The organism is Pseudomonas sp. McL0111 (assembly GCF_052567255.1).
Genome location: NZ_CP199585.1, coordinates 6092878 through 6111401 on the forward strand (window position 1 = coordinate 6092878; position 18524 = coordinate 6111401).

Here is an 18524-nt window from a genome sequence, read left to right on the forward strand (position 1 = left end):
TCGCGCGCCTTCGCAGACCGGCAACAGCCCGGCACCTCGAAATTCGCGTGAGGCAATCGCCCCTGTCGATTTCGGCGTTCCTGCTGGACTCGGTCGTTACCCCTGAATCCCCCCTAAAGGCCTGGATCATGAGCAAGCAACCCTCCCTGAGCTACAAGGACGCCGGTGTAGACATCGACGCCGGTGAAGCATTGGTCGAACGCATCAAGAGCGTCGCCAAGCGCACTGCGCGCCCGGAAGTCATGGGCGGCCTGGGCGGTTTCGGCGCCCTCTGCGAAATCCCGGCCGGCTACAAGCAGCCAGTGCTGGTTTCCGGTACCGACGGCGTCGGCACCAAGCTGCGTCTGGCGCTGAACCTGAACAAGCACGACAGCATCGGCATCGACCTGGTCGCCATGTGCGTCAACGATCTGGTGGTGTGCGGCGCCGAGCCGCTGTTCTTCCTCGATTACTACGCCACCGGCAAACTCAACGTTGAAACCGCGACCCAGGTTGTCACTGGCATCGGCGCCGGCTGCGAACTGTCCGGTTGCTCGCTGGTTGGCGGCGAAACCGCTGAAATGCCTGGCATGTACGAAGGCGAAGACTACGACCTGGCCGGCTTCTGCGTCGGCGTCGTGGAAAAATCGGAAATCATCGACGGCTCGAAAGTCGCTACCGGTGACGCCCTGATCGCCCTGCCATCGTCCGGCCCGCACTCCAACGGCTACTCGCTGATCCGCAAAATCATCGAAGTGTCCGGTGCAGACATCGAAAACATCCAGCTCGATGGCAAACCGCTGACCGATCTGCTGATGGCTCCGACCCGCATCTACGTGAAGCCGCTGCTCAAGCTGATCAAAGACACCGGCGCAGTCAAAGCCATGGCCCACATCACCGGTGGCGGCCTGCTCGACAACATCCCGCGCGTTCTGCCAAAAGGCGCACAAGCGGTGGTTGACGTGGCCAGCTGGAATCGCCCTGCCGTGTTCGACTGGCTGCAAGAGAAAGGCAACGTCGACGAGACCGAAATGCACCGCGTGCTGAACTGCGGCGTAGGCATGGTCATCTGCGTGGCTCAGGAACACGTTGAAATCACCCTGAACACCCTGCGTGAAGCGGGCGAGCAGCCATGGGTCATCGGCCAGATCGCTGTAGCTGCCGAAGGCGCTGCTCAGGTTGAACTGAAGAACCTTAAGGCTCATTAATGTCCGCAACCTGTGATGTCGTGGTGCTGTTGTCCGGCACCGGCAGTAACTTGCAGGCTTTGATCGACAGCACGCGGACCGGCGACAGCCCGGTTCGCCTCGCTGCGGTGATTTCCAACCGCGCCGACGCCTACGGCCTGCAACGCGCCAGTGACGCGGGTATCGCCACCCGCTCGCTGGATCACAAGGCATTTGAAGGTCGCGAGGCCTTCGATGCTGCTCTGATCGAACTGATCGACGAATTCAATCCCAAACTCGTGGTACTGGCCGGCTTCATGCGCATTCTCAGCGCTGATTTCGTGCGCCACTATCAGGGTCGCCTGCTGAATATCCATCCGTCGCTGCTACCCAAATACAAAGGGTTACACACTCATCAGCGTGCGCTGGAGGCCGGCGATACTGAACACGGCTGCTCCGTACACTTCGTCACCGAGGAACTCGATGGCGGACCACTGGTCGTACAGGCAGTATTACCGGTAGAGTTGCACGACACGCCGCAGAGTCTGGCGCAGCGAGTACATGTTCAGGAACACCTGATCTACCCGATGGCCGTTCGCTGGTTTGCCGAGAACCGCCTGGCACTCGGCGAGCAAGGTGCTTTACTGGACGGCCAGTTACTCGCGGCCAGCGGCCACTTGATTCGAAACTAGGAGATTTTATGCGTCGCGCCCTGCTCTTCGCTTGCGCTCTGCTTGCCCTGCCCTTCGCACAGGCAGCAGACCTTCAACCGTACTCCGCCAGCTACACCGCTGACTGGAAACAACTGCCGATGAGCGGCACTGCTTCGCGCAGCCTGACGAAAGAAGCCAACGGCGTCTGGAGGCTCAGCTTCAAGGCTTCGATGATGATCGCCAGCCTGAATGAAGAAAGCACTCTGACGCTGGACAAGGACACGCTGCTGCCGCAGTCCTACCACTTCGAACGTGGCGGCCTGGGCAAAGCCAAGAAGTCCGACCTGGACTTCGACTGGGCCAACAAACTGGTCACCGGCACTGATCGCGGCGACCCGGTCAAGGTACCGTTGAACCGTGGCATGGTCGACAAGTCCACCTACCAGCTCGCTCTGCAGCATGACGTTGCTGCCGGCAAGAAAAGCATGAGCTACCAGGTGGTTGATGGCAGCGATGTCGATACCTATGACTTCCGCGTGCTAGGTGCAGAGAAAGTCGACACCAAGGCCGGCCAGATCGATGCGATCAAGGTTGAGCGCGTACGTGACCCGACACAAAGCAAGCGCACCACCGTCATGTGGTTCGCCAAGGATTGGGATTACCTGCTGGTTCGCCTGCAACAGGTTGAAACCGACGGCAAGGAGTACAACATCATGCTCCAGGACGGCACCGTCAACGGCAAAACCGTTAAAGGCAGCTGATCCACCGCAACACCGAAAAGCCCCGCAGATGCGGGGCTTTTTTATGCCTGAAATTCCATAACGACCCACACCCACTGTGGGAGCGAGCTTGCTCGCGAAGGCGGTGCATCAGCCACATCTTCGTTAGCTGACAGAAAGCATTCGCGAGCAAGCTCGCTCCCACAGGGTTCAGTGTGATTTTCAATGGTCAGCTCAAACAGAGAATTTAGCCACCATACTGTTCAAATCCACCGCCAGCCGCGACAGCTCTTGACTCGCCGCACTGGTCTGATTGGCCCCCGCCGACGTCTGCATCGCCAGATCGCGGATGTTCATCAGATTGCGATCCACCTCCCGCGCCACCGCTGCCTGTTCCTCCGAGGCACTGGCGATCACCAGATTGCGCTCGTTGATCAAGGTGAACGCCGAAGCAATCTCCTCCAGCGCCACGCCCGCAGCCTTGGCCAGTTCCAGCGTCGACCGCGCACGGGTGTTGCTCTGCTGCATCGAACTGACCGCCGAATCCGTGCCCTGGCGGATACCGCCGATCATCTGCTCAATCTCCTGAGTCGACTGCTGCGTGCGATGCGCCAGCGCCCGCACCTCATCGGCGACCACCGCAAAACCACGCCCGGCATCCCCCGCCCGCGCCGCCTCGATGGCAGCGTTGAGCGCCAGCAGATTGGTCTGCTCGGCAATCGAACGGATCACGTCCAGCACTTTGCTGATGCCATGAACCTTCAGCGCCAGATCCTCAACTTGCGTGACATTGGCCGTGACGTCCTCGGCCAGAAACTCGATTGACGTCACGGTTTGCTGAACCTGCTCACGACCGTGCTGGGCGATGCGATCCGATTCTCGCGATGCCTCGGAAGTCGCCACCGCATTGCTCGCCACTTCCTCAACAGCGGCGGTCATCTGGTTCACCGCCGTCGCGGCCTGTTCGATCTCCAGGCTTTGCTGGTGCAGCCCACGGGTGGCGTCCTCGGTCACGCAGCTCAATTCTTCTGATGCAGAAGCCAATTGGCTGGAGGACTCGGAAATCCGGCGAATAGTCTCCCGCAGGTTGTGCTGCATGCTTTTCAAGGCGTGCAGCAGACGCGCCGGTTCGTCGCTGCCGGAGATGTTGATCTCGCCGGTCAGATCGCCGCCCGCCACCACTTCAGCCACCCCCAAAGACTGCGCCAGCGGCAAGACAATGCTGCGCGTCAGCAACAGCGCCAGTCCGATGGTGATCAGCGCAGTAACGCCGATCATCACCCCGACCCACACCCGCGAATTGATGAACACGAGCCGCGCCGCCTCAGTCGCCAGGTTCGCGTTGTGCTTGTTCAACTCGACCAGATCGCGCAGGGTCACTGCCATATCGTCGGCCAACGGGCTCATCTGGCCATTGAGAATCGCCGCCGCCTCTTCGACCCGGTTCTGTGCAGACAACTGCATCACCTGCGCCTGAAGTTCGAGATATTTGTGCTCGGCGACTTTGAAGCGGTCAAACAGCTTGCGCTCCTCGGGCAGTACGATCAGCACGTCATAACGCTGCTGGGCTTCGCTCAACACGCCGCGCAATTCATCGAGCTTGGCGACATTCTGCTCCAGCGCCTGCGGATCACGATTGAGCAACAGGCGCATGGTCAGCGCCCGCAGGCGCAGCATGTCCTGACTCATTTCGCCGACTGCCATCACGCTTGGCAGCCAGTTGTTATCGACCTCATCGGATTGCGCCCGCATGTTGGCCATTTGCAGCAGCGCGAACGCCCCAAGGGCAAACACCATCAGTGCCAACAGGCCAAATCCCAACCCGGCACGGGGCGCGATATTCAGACTACGGATACTCATTGCTCTGGTTCCTTCCAAAAGCGCTGCATCTACCTGCAGCTGGTTGCTTTAGAAGGTATCGGCCCGGAGTAAATTTGCGTAAGACCAAAACGTGATATCAAAAGGCCTTAATACTTCGAACCTGCGGCATTAACGATTCAGCGTGCTTTTCTCGGACTTCAACGCCGTTCGCGGCAAGATCGCCAGGAAGTTATCCCGCGCCACTTTCCGAGCGACGTCTTCAGGCAAGGCATCGAGGAACGGCTGGAAGCTGTGCATTTCCTTACCAAGTTTATTGAAACGCCCTACAACGTCCGAACCGAGCATGAAGCGCTCCGGGTACTTCTCGACCAAGTGCAACCACTCCGGGCGCGGCTTGCCCTGCTCGTCCAACAGATACGGGGTGAGCATGCTCCACGACAGATCGATATACAGATTTGGATAAGCCTCAAGCAGACGAGTCACTGTTGGCAGCAGGAACTTGAGATGTGTCTGATGCCGATGAATCTCGGCGCTGGTGCCGGCGTGCGCCCAGATGAACCGTGTGTGCGGATGATTACGCAGCGGCTCCTCGATTTCCTGCAGGTACAGCGGATTCTTCTCACGCTTGGAGGTGATGTTGGAATGCAGCATCACCGGCAGATCGTTTTCCGCCGCCAGATGGTAGATGCGCACCATCGCCTCGTTGTTGGCGCGCGGCGTGTCGCCGGAGGTCAGCGCGGTGAGATCGTCGTGACGGGTAAACACTTCGCCAATGCCCTGCCATAGCCCCGGATACAGATCGAGCATGCGCTGGATATGCGCGGCGGAGTTCTTGTCGTTTGGATTAAAACCGGACAGAAACGGATGGAAGTGCTGCCGTTGTTCAGGTGTCAGTTTCTGCACCGCATCGGCGACGATCACGTCAGTGGCGCTGTACCAATAGGCATCGGCGTCATCGCCGGCGTAATAACGCGGGCGCTTCGGTTCATCTTCGTGCCACTTCTTGGCCACCGGGATGCCGGAAATCATCACGTGCTCAATGGAATTGTCCGCCATGGCCGTAAGCAGCTTCGCCATGCCGGCGGTTTCCTGGAAAAAATCCACGTAATGCAAGTGCGCATCGCTGTAGGTGTATTCCCGGGCCTGGGCGCTACCGGCAAATAACAACAGACAGGCAAAACTCGAACGCAACAAGGACACAAGTCATCTCCATTAAAGGGGCATAGGCTAGACCCCGATCAGACAACAAGGGTTCACCACGCAGGAAAGTGGAACGCACGCCTGTGGGAATGCTCTATAACTTCAAGGTCTTTTTTTGATCGAATGACTTTTCCTACTGCCAGTGAGGTTCCCATGACCGTTACCGTCAATACCGTCTCCGCCGAAGGTTTGCGTCACACCGTACAGATCGATGACCACCAATTATTTGCCGATGCCCCGGTTGCCGTCGGTGGCGAAGGGTCGGCCCCGGAGCCGCACGATTACTTCGATGCGGCCCTCGGCGCCTGCAAGGCGTTGACCCTGAAGATGTATGCCAAGAAAAAAGACATCCCGCTGACCGGGGTTGGCGTCGAGGTCAAACGCGACAACAGTGAAGAACAGAAAGGCAAATACGCGCTGCATGTCACCCTCACCCTCAAAGGTGTGCTGACCGATGCTCAGCGCGAAGAGTTGTACCGCGTTGCCGACCGCTGCCCGATTCACAAGCTGATGACCACCAGCGAAGTCACCATCGAAACCCACGCGCCACAAGGCTTCGACAGCCAGTAATCAACAGCCGGGCTGCGGCGGGTTATGCTCATCGCATCACCCGCTCAGCCTGGAATGCACCATGGACCCGCAAACCCTGATCATCCGCCCCCGCGCCGAAGACGTCGAAGGCCAGCCGATCCTGCGCCCGCTGCCGTCAGCCAAGTGCCGCAGCGTCGGGCCTTTCGTGTTTTTCGACCACATGCTGGAAACGGTTTATCCGGCAGGCAAAGGCATGAACATCCGACAGCATCCGCACATCGGTCTGTCGACCCTCACCTATCTGTTTGACGGGCAGATCCAGCACAAAGACAGTCTCGGCTCGGACCAAGTGGTCAGCGCCGGTGACGTCAGCTGGATGACCGCCGGCAGCGCCATCGCCCATGTCGAGCGTACGCCCGAGCCGCTGAAGGACAGTGGTTTCAGGTTCCACGGCTTGCAGATCTGGCTGGCCTCGCCCAAGGAACACGAACAAGGCCCGGGGCATTACAGCCATCACCCAGCGTCTACGTTGCCGGTGAGTGACAGCCTCGGCGTACGGATCCGGATGATTGCCGGGTCAGGCTTTTGTCTGGAATCGCCGGTACCGGTGCTTTCTCCTACGTTGTACGCGGAATTGCAGATGCAGACGGCGACCACGCTGCTGATCCCCACTGAACATGAAGAGCGGGCGCTGTATGTGCTGAGCGGCGATGCGCAGCTCAATGGTGAGGAAATCGAGCCTAATACGCTGGTGGTATTGCCGGCCGGGGAAGAAATGAGCCTGTTTGCCGAAAGTGATGTGCATGCCGTGGTTTTCGGCGGCGCAGCGCTGGACGGGCCACGGCGGATCAACTGGAATTTTGTCGCGAGCGATCCGGCGGCGATTGATGAGGCGCGGCGCAAATGGGCGGCCGGGGATTGGCCTAGGGTGCCGGGGGAAGTCGAGCGGATCGAACTGCCCTGATTCTTGTATCGCCTGTGAGTCAGTCTTCGCTGGCAGGCCAGCTCCCACAGGTTTTCGAGTCGAACACAGATTTTGCAAACGACTCGAAAACTGTGGGAGTGATCCGGCGGCGATTGATGAGGCACGGCGCAAGTGGGCGGCCGGGGATTGGCCTACAGTGCCGGGGGAAGTAGAGCGGATCGAACTGCCTTAAGTCTGGTATCGCCTGTGAGTCAGTCTTCGCTGGCAGGCCAGCTCCCACAGGTTTTCGAGTCGAACACAGATTTTGCAAACGACTCGAAAACTGTGGGAGTGATCCGGCGGCGATTGATGAGGCACGGCGCAAGTGGGCGGCCGGGGATTGGCCTACAGTGCCGGGGGAAGTCGAGCGGATCGAACTGCCCTGATTCTTGTATCGCTTGTGAGTCAGTCTTCGCTGGCAAGCCAGCTCCCACAGGTTTTCGAGTCGAACACAGATTTTGCAAACGACTCGAAAACTGTGGGAGCTGGCTTGCCAGCGAAGAGGCCCTGTCAGGCACCGACCAAGTCAGTGCCCGACAACCCAATCAGCCCTTGAACACTTCATCCAGCAAGTTATGCATCGACACAAACGCCCGCGCTGCGGTCTTCGCGTCGTACATCATCTTGCCCGGCACATTGGCATGCGGATCGGTGAACGAATGCACCGCACCGCCGTAGCTCGTCAATTGCCAATCCACGCCCACCGCGTTCATTTCTTCTTCGAACGCCGGTAGTTGCTCTTTCGGCACCAACGGATCGGAAGCACCGTGCAGCACCAGCACCGAGCCTTTGATGTTCTTCGCATCCGCCGGGTTCGGCGAATCCAGCGTGCCGTGGAACGACACCGCAGCCTTCACCGGCGCACCGGTACGCGCCAGATCCAGCGCACAGCAACCGCCGAAGCAGAAACCGAACACCGCCAGTTTCGACGTATCAACCGCCGCTTCGCCCTGCTTCTGCAATTGCTCGAACGCCGCTTGCATGCGCTTGCGCAGCAAGGCGCGGTCGTTCTTCAACGGCATCATCGCGGCGCCGGCCTGATCACCGTTCTGTGGGCGTACGGCCTGACCGTAGACGTCAGCAATCAACACCACGTAGCCCTTGGCCGCGACCGATTTGGCGATTTCTTCCGCACCGGCGCTGACGCCCATCCAGTTCGGCGCCATCAACAGGCCCGGGCGTGCGCCCTGGTGATTGGCATCGAATGCCAAACGACCTTCGTAAGGCTGGCCGTCAATTTGATAGACCACGGAACGTACAGTGACTTGGCTCATTTCTGACTCCTGCTTGTTAAACACCAGAATGAAAAAACCCGCCGAAGCGGGTTTTTTTGCAACTTGATTAAACCGACAGCTCAACCAGCAGCTTGTTCAGACGGCGTACGTAAGCCGCCGGATCTTTCAAGCTGTCGCCAGCAGCGAGAGCTGCCTGATCGAAGAGGATGTGCGACAGGTCGCCAAAACGCTCTTCGCTCTGCTCGCCGTCGAGTTTCTCGATCAGCGGGTGAGCCGGGTTGAATTCGAAGATTGGCTTCGAGTCCGGCACTTTCTGCCCGCTCGCTTCGAGGATCTGACGCATTTGCAGACCCAGATCCTGCTCACCGATAGCCAGAATGGCCGGCGAGTCGGTCAGGCGATGGGAAACCCGCACTTCGGCAACGGAGTCGCCCAAGGCAGCTTTCAGACGCTCAACCAGACCTTCTTTGGACTTGGCGACTTCTTCTGCGGCTTTCTTGTCCTCTTCCGAGTCCAGGTTGCCCAGATCGAGGTCACCACGCGCCACGTCGACAAAGCTCTTGCCGTCGAATTCGCTGAGGTAGCTCATCAGCCACTCGTCGATACGGTCGGTCAGCAGCAGCACTTCGATGCCTTTCTTGCGGAAGACTTCCAGGTGCGGGCTGTTCTTGACCTGCGCGTAGGTTTCGCCGGTCAGGTAGTAGATCTTGTCCTGACCTTCCTTGGCGCGAGCCAGGTAGTCGGCCAGACCAACGATCTGCTCGCCGTCATCGCCATTGGTCGATGCGAAACGCAGCAGGCCAGCGATTTTTTCCTTGTTGGAGAAATCTTCTGCCGGGCCTTCTTTCATGACCTGACCGAAGTTTTTCCAGAAGCCTTTGTATTGCTCAGGCTCGTTCTTCGCCAGTTTTTCCAGCATGTCCAGCACACGCTTGGTCAGCGCCGATTTCATCGAGTCGATAATCGGGTCTTTCTGCAGGATTTCCCGCGACACGTTCAGCGACAAATCGTTGGAATCGACCACACCTTTGATGAAGCGCAGGTACAGCGGCAGGAACGACTCAGCCTGATCCATGACGAACACACGTTGCACGTACAGCTTCAGGCCTTTCGGCGCTTCACGCTGGTACAGGTCGAACGGTGCACGGGCCGGCACATAAAGCAGCGAGCTGTATTCAAGCTTGCCTTCGACTTTGTTGTGGCTCCAGGCCAGCGGGTTTTCAAAGTCGTGAGCGATGTGCTTGTAGAACTCCTGGTATTCCTCGTCCTTCACTTCAGTGCGAGGACGGGTCCACAGAGCGCTGGCGCGGTTGACGGTTTCCCATTCAACGGCCGCAGGCTCTTCACCTTCGGCAGCCGTGACTTCTTTCGGCAGTTCGATCGGCAGAGCGATGTGGTCGGAGTACTTCTTGATGATGTTGCGCAGACGCCAGCCATCGGCGAACTCGTCTTCAGCAGCCTTCAGGTGCAGGACGATACGGGTGCCGCGCTCTGGTTTGTCGATGTTGGCTACTTCGAACTCGCCCTCGCCTTTCGACGACCAGTGCACGCCTTCGCTGGCCGGGGTGCCGGCGCGACGGCTGTACACATCAACCTGATCGGCAACGATGAATGCCGAGTAGAAACCAACACCGAACTGGCCGATGAGGTGGGAATCTTTTTTCTGGTCGCCAGACAGGTTTTTCATGAAATCGGCGGTGCCCGACTTGGCGATGGTACCCAGGTGGGCAATCACATCGTCGCGGTTCATGCCGATGCCGTTGTCTTCGAGGGTGACGGTCTTGGCGTCCTTGTCGAAGCTCACACGGATTTTCAGGTCGGCGCCACCTTCGAGCAACTCTGGCTTGGCCAGGGCTTCGAAGCGCAATTTATCGACAGCGTCAGAGGCGTTCGAGATCAATTCGCGAAGGAAGATTTCCTTGTTGGAATACAGCGAATGGATCATGAGGTGCAGCAGTTGCTTCACCTCGGTCTGGAAGCCCAGGGTTTCCTTTTGAGTTTCCACACTCATGGTCATCAAACTCCAATCAGATGGCAGTGGCCGCGACCCAAATGGTCTGCGGCGGGTTGTTCTCTGAGTTGGGGGCAGCGTTCAGGATTTCAAGGGCTCATCAATTTTGAAGTGCGCCCGGGCGGTGGCGATCGGCTCGCCCTCGGTGCTTTGCCACGCAGTAATCGCCACGTTGGCGACCCGGCGCCCCTGGCGGCAGACCTGACACTTGGCCCACGTATCGCGAAACTGCCCGGCACGCAGGTAATCAAGGGAAAAATCGATGATCTTCGGCACACCCGGCGCCCCGGTAAAGATCAACAGATGCAGGGCCGCAGCCAGTTCCATGAACCCGGCAATCACCCCGCCGTGGATCGCCGGCAATAAAGGGTTACCAATGTTGTCCTTGTTCGCTGGCAGCTTGAACAGCAACTCATCGCCCACCCGCGAACACTCGATGCCGATCAACCCCGCGTAAGGGATCAGCTTCAGCAGTGGAGCGTAATCGCCCTGCTGATGTGCATCCTGTAGTTGCTGCTTGAGGTCATCGCTCATTGCCCGGCTCCCTTGATTGCGCCACCGAATCCCTTGGTGCCCTTGAGACCTTTGCCCATGCGCATGAAAGTGCCGACGACATGCGCGATTGGCTGCTCGGGATCGTCCTGATAAGCGAAACCACGGGCGAAGATCACGTCGGTGGTCACCCGATAACACTGGGCGAACCCGTAGACATCCTTGTGCGGTTCGGCGGCGTGCATGTAGTCGATGCGCAAATCCAGCGTCGGGCACACCTCGAATTCCGGCAGCACGCACAGGGTCGACATGCCGCACGCGGTGTCCATTAACGAGGTAATCGCGCCCCCGTGGATAACGCCAGTCTGCGGATTGCCGACGATTTGCGCGCTATACGGCAGGATCACCGTGAGGCCGTCATTACTGGCGCTGTGCACCTTCAAGCCGAGCACCTGACAATGGCGCAATGCCGAGAGAAATCGCGTCGCGCGCTCAAAAACGGGGTTTTCGGCCATCTGATAAATACTCTTGTTAGAGCCTGTTTCGAGTAGTGGGCAGAACGACAAAAGTTCCACTGCGAAACAAACTTATATATCTGAAAGAAATAAGGAACTTAACCTCAGGCACCGCGCTCTTAAGGCCAGTAGTTATTTTCCATAAGGAGAAACACCCCATGCGTAAGACTTTAGCTATTGCCTTGATGTTGACCGCTTCCCTCGGTCTCGCTGCCTGCGATAAAAAATCCGAGGACAAAGCTCAAGATGCTAACCAACATGCTGAACAAGCACAGCAGGACATGAGCAAAGCTCAGGATAAAGTGAACGACGCAGCGAAAGAAAACGCCGAAGCTGCCAAAGCTCAGGCTGAATCGAACCAGGCTGCACAAGACGAAGCTGCCAAAAAGCAATAATCGGCTTTTTGCAGCAGAAAAAGAAAACCCGCCAAGTGCGGGTTTTCTTTTGCCTGTCATTTTTTGGTAATGCCCTATTAGAGCAAGATAGTTCTAAAAGTCGGACTAATCATCAGCAACAACGAACACACTAAGCCGACAAACCAGACGAGGCTGCGCAGTGATGGCTGATCAGCCAGGTAAAGCCACAAATAGAGAATCCGCGCAATCACAAAGATGATCGCCAGTGTATCGATCAACCATCCTGCCGTTTGCGTGGTATGCGCCATCAACACACCCACCGCAAACAAGATAAAGGCTTCGATACTGTTCTGATGCGCCGCCAGTGCCCGAGCGCCGTAACCGGTGAGCTGCGCCTGTTGCTGGCGCGGCAGGTGATTGTTGTAACCGCCCTGCTCTTTCATGGCCTTGGCCACCGGCATACGCGCTACGTAGATCAGCAAAGCACTGATAAACACACACCAGAACGGAATACTCATCAAACAGCCTCTTTGTTGGTTTCGGGCAACGGCGCCTCTGTAGGGGTATAGACCATCACGTCGAGAACGTCGGAGTGAAACTCGCGGCGGTACAACACCAGTACTACCCCGGTGCTCATCAACATGAACAGCCACGGGCTGACAAACCACGCCAGCATGGTCATGCCGAAGTAATAAGAGCGCAGACCGAAGTTGAACTGGTTGGCCGCCATCGAAATCACCCGCGCAGCTCGCAATGCGAAGGCTTTGCGCTCCTGCTCCGAGACGTGCCGCTCACCGACCATCGGCGCGGAGCCGACCAACACAGCCGCAAAGTTGTACTGACGCATGCACCAACTGAAGGTGAAGAACGCGTAGACGAAAACCATCGCCAGGCACAGCAACTTGATCTCCGACATGCCCTGCGAGGCCTGCTGCACCATCGGAATGTCCGCCAGCAACGACACCGCGCGCTCGGAGGCGCCCAGCACAGTGAGGATACCGGCGAGGATAATCAGTGTGCTGGAGGCGAAGAACGAGGCGTTGCGCTCCAGATTGCCAATCACGCTGGCGTCGGCGATGCGGTTGTCGCGCAGCAGCATGCGGCGCATCCAGTCTTCACGATACAGGTGCAGCACGCTGGCCAGACACGCGGTGTCACGAGCCTTCCAGCTCGCATAACGGGTGTAACCGCCCCAGCAGATGACAAACCACAGCGCGGCAAGCAAGTGGATCAGATTAGCCTGGATGAACGACATGCAATTCCCTTGAATACGTGACCTTGTAGGAGCAGAGCTTGCTCGCGAAAGCGGTTTTCCTGTCGACATCAATCTTGAATGCCAGACCGTCTTCGCGAGCAAGCTCTGCTCCTACATAAAATCTGTGCAGTGCTTCGACGTTGGCTCAGAGAAAAAGACACTGCCTGAAGCCCATAAAAAATGCCCCGTATCGATTGATACGGGGCATTTCTGTTTATCGCTCCAGACCTGCTTGTGGCAGGCAAGGCAACGTTACGCCACTGCTTCGCTGCGCTTGCCGAGCAGGCGATCGCAGATCACTGCAACCACCAGGGTCATCACGCACGGCACCAGCCAGGCCAGGCCCTGCTCGCTCAGCGGCAGGTGGGACAGCTGCGATGGCAACCAGTCGGCCAGACCGGCGCCTTTCAGCGCGTCGATGCTGCCGAACAGGAACGACACCAGCATCACCGGGCCGAGAATGCGACCGTGCTCATGCCAGAAGTCCTTGCAGAAACTCAACGCCACCAGAACGATGCACGGCGGGTAGATCGCGGTCAGTACCGGGATCGAGAACGCGATCAGTTTGGTCAGGCCCAGGTTGGAAACCAGCAGCGAAAACGCCGCGAGGATAATCACCAGGGTCTTGTAGGACAGTGGCAGCACACGGCTGAAGTATTCAGCACAGGCGCAAGTCAGGCCGACCGCCGTTACCAGACACGCCAGCGAGATCAGTACCGCAAGGAAACCACTGCCCAGCGAACCGAAGGTGTGTTGCACGTAAGCATGCAATACCGCTGCGCCGTTGGTAGCACCGACGGCTACTTCGTGGCTACCGGAACCGAGGCGGAACAGGCTGATGTAGACCAGTGCCAGACCGACGCCGGCAATCAACCCGGCGATGATCGCGTAGCGGGTGATCAACTTGGGCGACTCGACACCACGGGAGCGGATCGCGTTGACGATAACGATACCGAACACCAGCGCGCCAAGGGTATCCATGGTCAGGTAACCATTGATGAAGCCTTGTGAGAACGGTGCTGCCACGTATTCCGGCGTGCCATGGCCGATATCACCTGCCGGCAGAGCGAATGCAGCGATGCCCAGTACCGCCAGCGCGATGATTTTCAGCGGTGCGAGGAAACGGCCGACGGTATCCAGCAAACGGCCCGGATACAGCGAGATGAAGAACACCAGCAGGAAGTACACCGAGCTGTAGAGGAACAGCGCCAGCGGGCTCTCGCCGGTCAATGGTGCCAGGCCCACTTCGAAGGACACGGTCGCGGTACGCGGGGTCGCGAACAACGGGCCGACCGCCAGGTAACAGGCAGCCGCCAGTACACCGCCAGCGATCTTGCCGATCGGGCTGCTCAGCGCATCCATCGCGCCGCCGACTTTAGCCAGCGCCACGACGGTGATCACCGGCAGACCGACTGCGGTGATCAAAAAGCCCAGCGCCGCCATCCAGACGTGAGGTCCGGCCTGCAAGCCGACGATAGGCGGGAAGATGATGTTGCCGGCCCCGACGAACAGGGCAAACGTCATAAAACCAAGTGCCAGGATGTCCTGACCTTTCAAAACTTTCATTAAGGAAATACCACACTACTGAATCGGAATTTAGAGGGGGATTGCCCTGTGTAATTAGGGAAATGCTGTCGATCCGTATGGGACCGACCCTTAAAGCGCGTTGCATGCCTTGTGGGCGGCAGACGCAAAAATGGCTGCTAGCCTAACGAATTTACCCGACAAACGCACTGTTAGAGGGCGAACTATCCGATACGCGACGTTTCTGTGTCGCGTTTTTGCATGTAATTGGGTAGATGACTATAAATCGCCTGCTCGCGAAGATTGACGATGCAGATGCCAGAAACGACAAAGGCCACCCGAAGGTGGCCTTTGCCTGGTAAAGCGTGAATCAAGCGCGAGGCTTACTTCATCGCCCAACCGGTCAGCTCGGACAAAGCCTTGCCGATGTCTGCCAGCGAACGCACGGTTTTAACGCCTGCGTCTTCCAGGGCAGCAAACTTCTCGTCTGCAGTACCTTTGCCGCCAGAGATGATTGCGCCAGCATGGCCCATGCGCTTGCCCGCAGGGGCAGTCACACCAGCGATGTAGGAAACAACCGGCTTGGTCACGTGTGCCTTGATGTAGGCAGCCGCTTCTTCTTCAGCCGAACCGCCGATCTCACCGATCATTACGATCGCTTCGGTCTTCGGGTCTTCCTGGAACAGCTTCAGGATGTCGATGAAGTTCGAACCCGGGATCGGGTCACCGCCGATGCCGACGCAAGTCGACTGACCGAAACCGGCGTCAGTAGTCTGCTTAACAGCTTCGTAGGTCAGGGTGCCGGAACGCGAAACGATACCGACTTTGCCTGGCAAGTGAATGTGACCTGGCATGATGCCGATCTTGCATTCGCCTGGGGTGATCACGCCTGGGCAGTTAGGGCCGATCAGGGTAACACCCAGCTCGTCGCACTTAACTTTAGCGTCCAGCATGTCCAGGGTAGGAATGCCTTCGGTGATGCACACGATCAGCTTGATGCCGCCGAAAGCCGCTTCCAGGATCGAATCTTTGCAGAAAGGAGCCGGAACGTAGATAACGCTGGCGGTTGCGCCAGTGGCAGCTACTGCGTCTTTAACGGTGTTGAACACTGGCAGACCCAGGTGCTCGGTGCCGCCTTTGCCAGGAGTTACGCCACCAACCATCTTGGTGCCGTATTCGATGGCTTGCTGGGTGTGGAAACTACCTTGCGAACCGGTAATACCCTGGCAGATAACTTTGGTGTCTTTATTGATCAGGACGCTCATTACTTGCCCTCCGCAGCTTTAACGACTTGTTGAGCAGCGTCGGTCAGGCTGGTAGCAGCGATGATGTTCAAACCGCTTTCTGCCAGTACTTTAGCGCCCAGTTCAGCGTTGTTGCCTTCAAGACGAACAACAACCGGGATTTTCACGCCGACTTCTTTCACTGCACCGATGATGCCTTCGGCAATCATGTCGCAACGAACGATGCCGCCGAAGATGTTGACCAGTACTGCAGCGACGTTAGTGTCGGACAGGATGATCTTGAACGCTTCGGTAACGCGTTCTTTGGTAGCACCGCCGCCCACGTCGAGGAAGTTGGCTGGTTTGCCGCCATGCAGGTTGACGATGTCCATGGTACCCATGGCCAGGCCAGCACCGTTGACCATGCAACCGATGTTGCCTTCCAGTGCTACGTAGTTCAGTTCGAACTTGGCAGCGTGCGCTTCGCGCGGATCGTCTTGCGACGGATCGTGGAAAGTCTTCAGCTTAGGCTGACGGTACATTGCGTTGGCGTCGATGTTGATCTTGGCGTCCAGGCAGTGCAGATCGCCGTCAGCCTTGATCACCAGCGGGTTCACTTCCAGCAGAGCCAGGTCGTGATCCTTGAACAGTTTGGCCAGACCTACGAAGATCTTGGCGAACTGAGCAACCTGCTTGCCTTCCAGACCCAGCTGGAATGCCAGCTCGCGACCCTGGAATGGCTGAGCGCCAACCAGTGGATCGATAGTGGCTTTCAGAATTTTTTCTGGAGTGTCGTGAGCGATTTTCTCGATGTCCACGCCACCTTCGGTGGAAGCCATGAACACGATGCGACGGCTCGAACGGTCAACGACAGCGCCCAGGTACAGCTCTTTAGCGATATCAGTGCACGATTCAACCAGGATCTTGGTGACTGGCTGGCCATTGGCGTCAGTCTGGTAAGTCACCAGACGCTTGCCCAGCCACTGCTGTGCGAAGGCTTTGGCGTCTTCTTTGCTGCGAACCAGCTTAACGCCGCCCGCTTTACCGCGACCACCAGCGTGGACCTGGGCTTTGACAACCCACTCGGTGCCGCCGATTTTGTCGCAAGCTTCTGCTGCTGCTTCCGGGGTGTCTACTGCGTAACCAGTGGAAACTGGCAGGCCGTATTCAGCGAACAGCTGCTTACCCTGATACTCGTGAAGATTCATGCTTTTTACCGTCTTCGTTAGGTACTGCGCATTCGGCGCTGCGCTCGTTTGAGTGCCGCGCCACCTGTGACTGCTGCTCGCGCAGCCGTTTCCGGATACCCGGTTCGGCTACGCAAGACTGCGTCCAGCGGACATTCCGCGGTGAGTCTTGCATGCAAGGCTCACGACGGGCCGTACCGCCGTGGTTTCTTATTGTCTTAACGCTTCTTGCGGTTGGCAATGTGGATGGCGCCGCCATTCACAGCCAAAGCAGCTTCGTGCAAGGCTTCAGACAGGGTCGGATGGGAGAAAACCATCATGCCCAGGTCTTCAGCGCTGGTGCCGAATTCCATACCGATCGCGCCCTGCTGAACCAGTTCTGCAGCGCTCGGACCAATCACGTGCACGCCCAATACGCGGTCAGTCTTGGCATCAGCGATGACCTTGACGAAACCACCGGTATCGTTGGCGGCCATGGCACGGCCGGAAGCGGCGAACGGGAAGGTGCCGACGTTAACTTCAACGCCTTCAGCTTTCAAGGCCTGCTCGGTTTTGCCAACCCACGCGATTTCCGGGTGAGTATAAATAACCGAAGGGATCAGATCATAGTTCATCTGGGCTTTGTGGCCCTTGATGCGCTCGACAACCATGATGCCTTCTTCCGAAGCCTTGTGCGCCAGCATCATGCCGCGAACCACGTCACCAATGGCGAAAACGCCCGGTACGGTGGTCGCGCAGTGATCGTCAACGTGCACGAAACCGCGCTCGTCCAAGGTCACGCCGCTATCGGAAGCCAGCAGATCAGTGGTCACCGGACGGCGACCAACGGCTACGATCAGCTTGTCGAAAGTGATGGTCTGTTCGCCGTTGGCATCGGTGTAGTTCACGACAACTTCGTTGCCGTTCACTTTCGAGCCGGTCACGCGAGCGCCCAGCTTGATGTCCAGACCCTGTTTGGTCAGGGTTTTCAGCGCTTCCTTGGAAACAGCGGTGTCCGCTGCCATCAGGAAAGTGTCCAGAGCTTCCAGGACAACCACTTCAGAACCCAGACGCGACCAGACCGAACCCAGTTCCAGGCCGATCACGCCAGCGCCGATCACGCCCAGACGCTTAGGTACGGTCTGGAATTCCAGAGCGCCAGTCGAATCGACGATGACGTTCTGATCGACCGGAGCCGGTGGAATGTCGATCGGACGCGAACCTGGAGCCAGGATAACGTTTTCAGCTTCGATGATTTCAACCGAACCGTCAGGCTTGGTGACTTCGACTTTCTTGCCAGCCAGCAGTTTGCCGTGGCCCTGGATCGAAGTAACGCCGTTGGCCTTGAACAGGGTGGCAACACCGCCGGTCAGGTTCTTGACGATGCCAGCCTTGCGGCCAACCATCGCTGCGACGTCCATTTTGACTTCGCCGGTGGAGATACCGTGAACGTTGAAGCTCTCTTTGGCTTCCTTGTACTTCCAGGAGCTGTCGAGCAGCGCCTTGGACGGAATGCAGCCGACGTTCAGGCAGGTACCGCCGAGGGCTTGTTTGCCTTCGGCGTCGGTGTACTTCTCGATGCAGGCAGTGGTCAGACCCAACTGGGCGGCCTTGATGGCAGCCACGTAGCCGCCAGGGCCAGCACCGATCACTACTACGTCAAATTTCTGCGACATTCAAAAATTCCTCTTTAGCGAAAAGCTTCAAGCCGCGC

General features: G+C 58.0%; 18 protein-coding genes and 2 pseudogenes. 7 read left to right on the forward strand and 13 right to left on the reverse strand.

Features of this window, described 5'->3' with window-relative positions; genetic code table 11:
- Nucleotides 1-128: 128 nt before the first annotated feature.
- The 3 genes from purM to ACTWLJ_RS27470 are packed head-to-tail and all read left to right on the forward strand — an operon-like array spanning nt 129 to nt 2559.
- The gene (gene purM / locus ACTWLJ_RS27460; protein ID WP_445179234.1) at nt 129-1187 is read left to right on the forward strand and encodes a phosphoribosylformylglycinamidine cyclo-ligase; all 1059 of its coding nucleotides are present in this window, start codon (nt 129-131) and stop codon (nt 1185-1187) included.
- A complete protein-coding gene (gene purN, locus ACTWLJ_RS27465) occupies nt 1187-1837 on the forward strand; it encodes a phosphoribosylglycinamide formyltransferase (protein WP_401217595.1) in 651 nt (216 codons plus the stop codon). The genes purM and purN overlap by 1 nt, the downstream gene beginning before the upstream one ends.
- An 8-nt stretch (nt 1838-1845) precedes the next feature.
- Nucleotides 1846-2559, forward strand: a complete 714-nt coding sequence (locus ACTWLJ_RS27470; RefSeq protein ID WP_445179235.1) for a DUF3108 domain-containing protein — start codon at nt 1846-1848, stop codon at nt 2557-2559.
- Between the two features lie 192 nt (nt 2560-2751).
- On the opposite strand, the gene ACTWLJ_RS27475 is transcribed toward ACTWLJ_RS27470, so the two are convergent.
- The 3 genes and pseudogenes from ACTWLJ_RS27475 to ACTWLJ_RS27485 all read right to left on the reverse strand — a co-directional run bounded on the left by ACTWLJ_RS27475 (nt 2752) and on the right by ACTWLJ_RS27485 (nt 5538).
- Nucleotides 2752-3615 carry a methyl-accepting chemotaxis protein gene (locus ACTWLJ_RS27475; RefSeq protein ID WP_445181430.1) on the reverse strand — a complete coding sequence of 288 codons (864 nt, stop codon included), beginning with the start codon at nt 3613-3615 and terminating at the stop codon, nt 2752-2754.
- Nucleotides 3607-4377, reverse strand: a pseudogene (locus ACTWLJ_RS27480) (MCP four helix bundle domain-containing protein); the annotation flags it as partial. The pseudogene ACTWLJ_RS27480 and the gene ACTWLJ_RS27475, both read right to left, overlap by 9 nt.
- Nucleotides 4378-4506: 129 nt before the next feature.
- Complete coding sequence (locus ACTWLJ_RS27485; protein WP_445179236.1) at nt 4507-5538, reverse strand: amidohydrolase family protein; 1032 nt, start codon at nt 5536-5538, stop codon at nt 4507-4509.
- 153 nt (nt 5539-5691) lie between these two features.
- Here ACTWLJ_RS27485 and ACTWLJ_RS27490 point away from each other — a divergent pair, with 153 nt between their 5' ends.
- The 3 genes and pseudogenes from ACTWLJ_RS27490 to ACTWLJ_RS27500 all read left to right on the forward strand — a co-directional run.
- Nucleotides 5692-6108: an OsmC family protein gene (locus ACTWLJ_RS27490; RefSeq protein ID WP_445179237.1), complete on the forward strand. Its 417-nt coding sequence runs from the start codon at nt 5692-5694 to the stop codon at nt 6106-6108.
- A 61-nt stretch (nt 6109-6169) separates the two neighbouring features.
- On the forward strand, nt 6170-7033 hold the full coding sequence (locus ACTWLJ_RS27495; protein WP_445179238.1) for a pirin family protein: 864 nt from the start codon (nt 6170-6172) through the stop codon (nt 7031-7033).
- A 13-nt stretch (nt 7034-7046) separates the two neighbouring features.
- A pseudogene (locus tag ACTWLJ_RS27500) lies at nt 7047-7226 on the forward strand (hypothetical protein); the annotation flags it as partial.
- Nucleotides 7227-7578: 352 nt separating this feature from the next.
- Here the strand turns inward: ACTWLJ_RS27500 and ACTWLJ_RS27505 are convergent.
- The 4 genes from ACTWLJ_RS27505 to ACTWLJ_RS27520 form a co-directional block, all read right to left on the reverse strand.
- Nucleotides 7579-8307 (reverse strand): dienelactone hydrolase family protein, encoded by a 729-nt coding sequence (locus tag ACTWLJ_RS27505; RefSeq protein ID WP_445179239.1) that lies wholly within the window; start codon nt 8305-8307, stop codon nt 7579-7581.
- A 67-nt stretch (nt 8308-8374) separates the two neighbouring features.
- Entirely contained in the window at nt 8375-10279 is a 1905-nt protein-coding gene (htpG, locus tag ACTWLJ_RS27510; RefSeq protein ID WP_445179240.1) for a molecular chaperone HtpG, read from the reverse strand.
- 81 nt (nt 10280-10360) lie between these two features.
- Nucleotides 10361-10813, reverse strand: a complete 453-nt coding sequence (locus ACTWLJ_RS27515; protein WP_445179241.1) for a PaaI family thioesterase — start codon at nt 10811-10813, stop codon at nt 10361-10363.
- Nucleotides 10810-11286, reverse strand: coding sequence for a PaaI family thioesterase (locus tag ACTWLJ_RS27520; protein ID WP_445179242.1), 477 nt, complete (start codon nt 11284-11286; stop codon nt 10810-10812). Before ACTWLJ_RS27520 ends, ACTWLJ_RS27515 begins: the two co-directional genes overlap by 4 nt.
- 158 nt (nt 11287-11444) lie before the next feature.
- Here ACTWLJ_RS27520 and ACTWLJ_RS27525 point away from each other — a divergent pair, with 158 nt between their 5' ends.
- Nucleotides 11445-11681 (forward strand): hypothetical protein, encoded by a 237-nt coding sequence (locus ACTWLJ_RS27525; protein WP_401217619.1) that lies wholly within the window; start codon nt 11445-11447, stop codon nt 11679-11681.
- 77 nt (nt 11682-11758) lie between these two features.
- Here ACTWLJ_RS27525 and ACTWLJ_RS27530 read toward each other — a convergent pair whose 3' ends face one another.
- The 6 genes from ACTWLJ_RS27530 to lpdA all read right to left on the reverse strand — a co-directional run bounded on the left by ACTWLJ_RS27530 (nt 11759) and on the right by lpdA (nt 18486).
- Complete coding sequence (locus tag ACTWLJ_RS27530; RefSeq protein WP_401217621.1) at nt 11759-12160, reverse strand: MAPEG family protein; 402 nt, start codon at nt 12158-12160, stop codon at nt 11759-11761.
- Nucleotides 12160-12897, reverse strand: coding sequence for a DUF599 domain-containing protein (locus ACTWLJ_RS27535; protein WP_401217623.1), 738 nt, complete (start codon nt 12895-12897; stop codon nt 12160-12162). The genes ACTWLJ_RS27530 and ACTWLJ_RS27535 overlap by 1 nt, the downstream gene beginning before the upstream one ends.
- Nucleotides 12898-13149: 252 nt before the next feature.
- The gene (brnQ, locus tag ACTWLJ_RS27540) at nt 13150-14463 is read right to left on the reverse strand and encodes a branched-chain amino acid transport system II carrier protein (protein ID WP_445179243.1); all 1314 of its coding nucleotides are present in this window, start codon (nt 14461-14463) and stop codon (nt 13150-13152) included.
- A 341-nt stretch (nt 14464-14804) separates the two neighbouring features.
- Nucleotides 14805-15686, reverse strand: a complete 882-nt coding sequence (sucD, locus tag ACTWLJ_RS27545; protein ID WP_445179244.1) for a succinate--CoA ligase subunit alpha — start codon at nt 15684-15686, stop codon at nt 14805-14807.
- Nucleotides 15686-16852, reverse strand: coding sequence for an ADP-forming succinate--CoA ligase subunit beta (gene sucC / locus ACTWLJ_RS27550; RefSeq protein WP_007898980.1), 1167 nt, complete (start codon nt 16850-16852; stop codon nt 15686-15688). Before sucC ends, sucD begins: the two co-directional genes overlap by 1 nt.
- Nucleotides 16853-17049: 197 nt before the next feature.
- Nucleotides 17050-18486 (reverse strand): dihydrolipoyl dehydrogenase, encoded by a 1437-nt coding sequence (gene lpdA / locus ACTWLJ_RS27555; RefSeq protein ID WP_445179245.1) that lies wholly within the window; start codon nt 18484-18486, stop codon nt 17050-17052.
- Between the last annotated feature and the right edge of the window lie 38 nt (nt 18487-18524).

Coding starts and splice junctions, on each gene's coding strand:
- purM (WP_445179234.1), top strand. CDS start 129: ATGAGCAAGCAACCCTCCCTGAGCTACAAGGACGCCGGTGTAGACATC.
- purN (WP_401217595.1), top strand. CDS start 1,187: ATGTCCGCAACCTGTGATGTCGTGGTGCTGTTGTCCGGCACCGGCAGT.
- ACTWLJ_RS27470 (WP_445179235.1), top strand. CDS start 1,846: ATGCGTCGCGCCCTGCTCTTCGCTTGCGCTCTGCTTGCCCTGCCCTTC.
- ACTWLJ_RS27475 (WP_445181430.1), bottom strand. CDS start 3,615: ATGCAGCACAACCTGCGGGAGACTATTCGCCGGATTTCCGAGTCCTCC.
- ACTWLJ_RS27490 (WP_445179237.1), top strand. CDS start 5,692: ATGACCGTTACCGTCAATACCGTCTCCGCCGAAGGTTTGCGTCACACC.
- ACTWLJ_RS27495 (WP_445179238.1), top strand. CDS start 6,170: ATGGACCCGCAAACCCTGATCATCCGCCCCCGCGCCGAAGACGTCGAA.
- ACTWLJ_RS27505 (WP_445179239.1), bottom strand. CDS start 8,307: ATGAGCCAAGTCACTGTACGTTCCGTGGTCTATCAAATTGACGGCCAG.
- htpG (WP_445179240.1), bottom strand. CDS start 10,279: ATGAGTGTGGAAACTCAAAAGGAAACCCTGGGCTTCCAGACCGAGGTG.
- ACTWLJ_RS27515 (WP_445179241.1), bottom strand. CDS start 10,813: ATGAGCGATGACCTCAAGCAGCAACTACAGGATGCACATCAGCAGGGC.
- ACTWLJ_RS27520 (WP_445179242.1), bottom strand. CDS start 11,286: ATGGCCGAAAACCCCGTTTTTGAGCGCGCGACGCGATTTCTCTCGGCA.
- ACTWLJ_RS27525 (WP_401217619.1), top strand. CDS start 11,445: ATGCGTAAGACTTTAGCTATTGCCTTGATGTTGACCGCTTCCCTCGGT.
- ACTWLJ_RS27530 (WP_401217621.1), bottom strand. CDS start 12,160: ATGAGTATTCCGTTCTGGTGTGTGTTTATCAGTGCTTTGCTGATCTAC.
- ACTWLJ_RS27535 (WP_401217623.1), bottom strand. CDS start 12,897: ATGTCGTTCATCCAGGCTAATCTGATCCACTTGCTTGCCGCGCTGTGG.
- brnQ (WP_445179243.1), bottom strand. CDS start 14,463: ATGAAAGTTTTGAAAGGTCAGGACATCCTGGCACTTGGTTTTATGACG.
- sucD (WP_445179244.1), bottom strand. CDS start 15,686: ATGAGCGTCCTGATCAATAAAGACACCAAAGTTATCTGCCAGGGTATT.
- sucC (WP_007898980.1), bottom strand. CDS start 16,852: ATGAATCTTCACGAGTATCAGGGTAAGCAGCTGTTCGCTGAATACGGC.
- lpdA (WP_445179245.1), bottom strand. CDS start 18,486: ATGTCGCAGAAATTTGACGTAGTAGTGATCGGTGCTGGCCCTGGCGGC.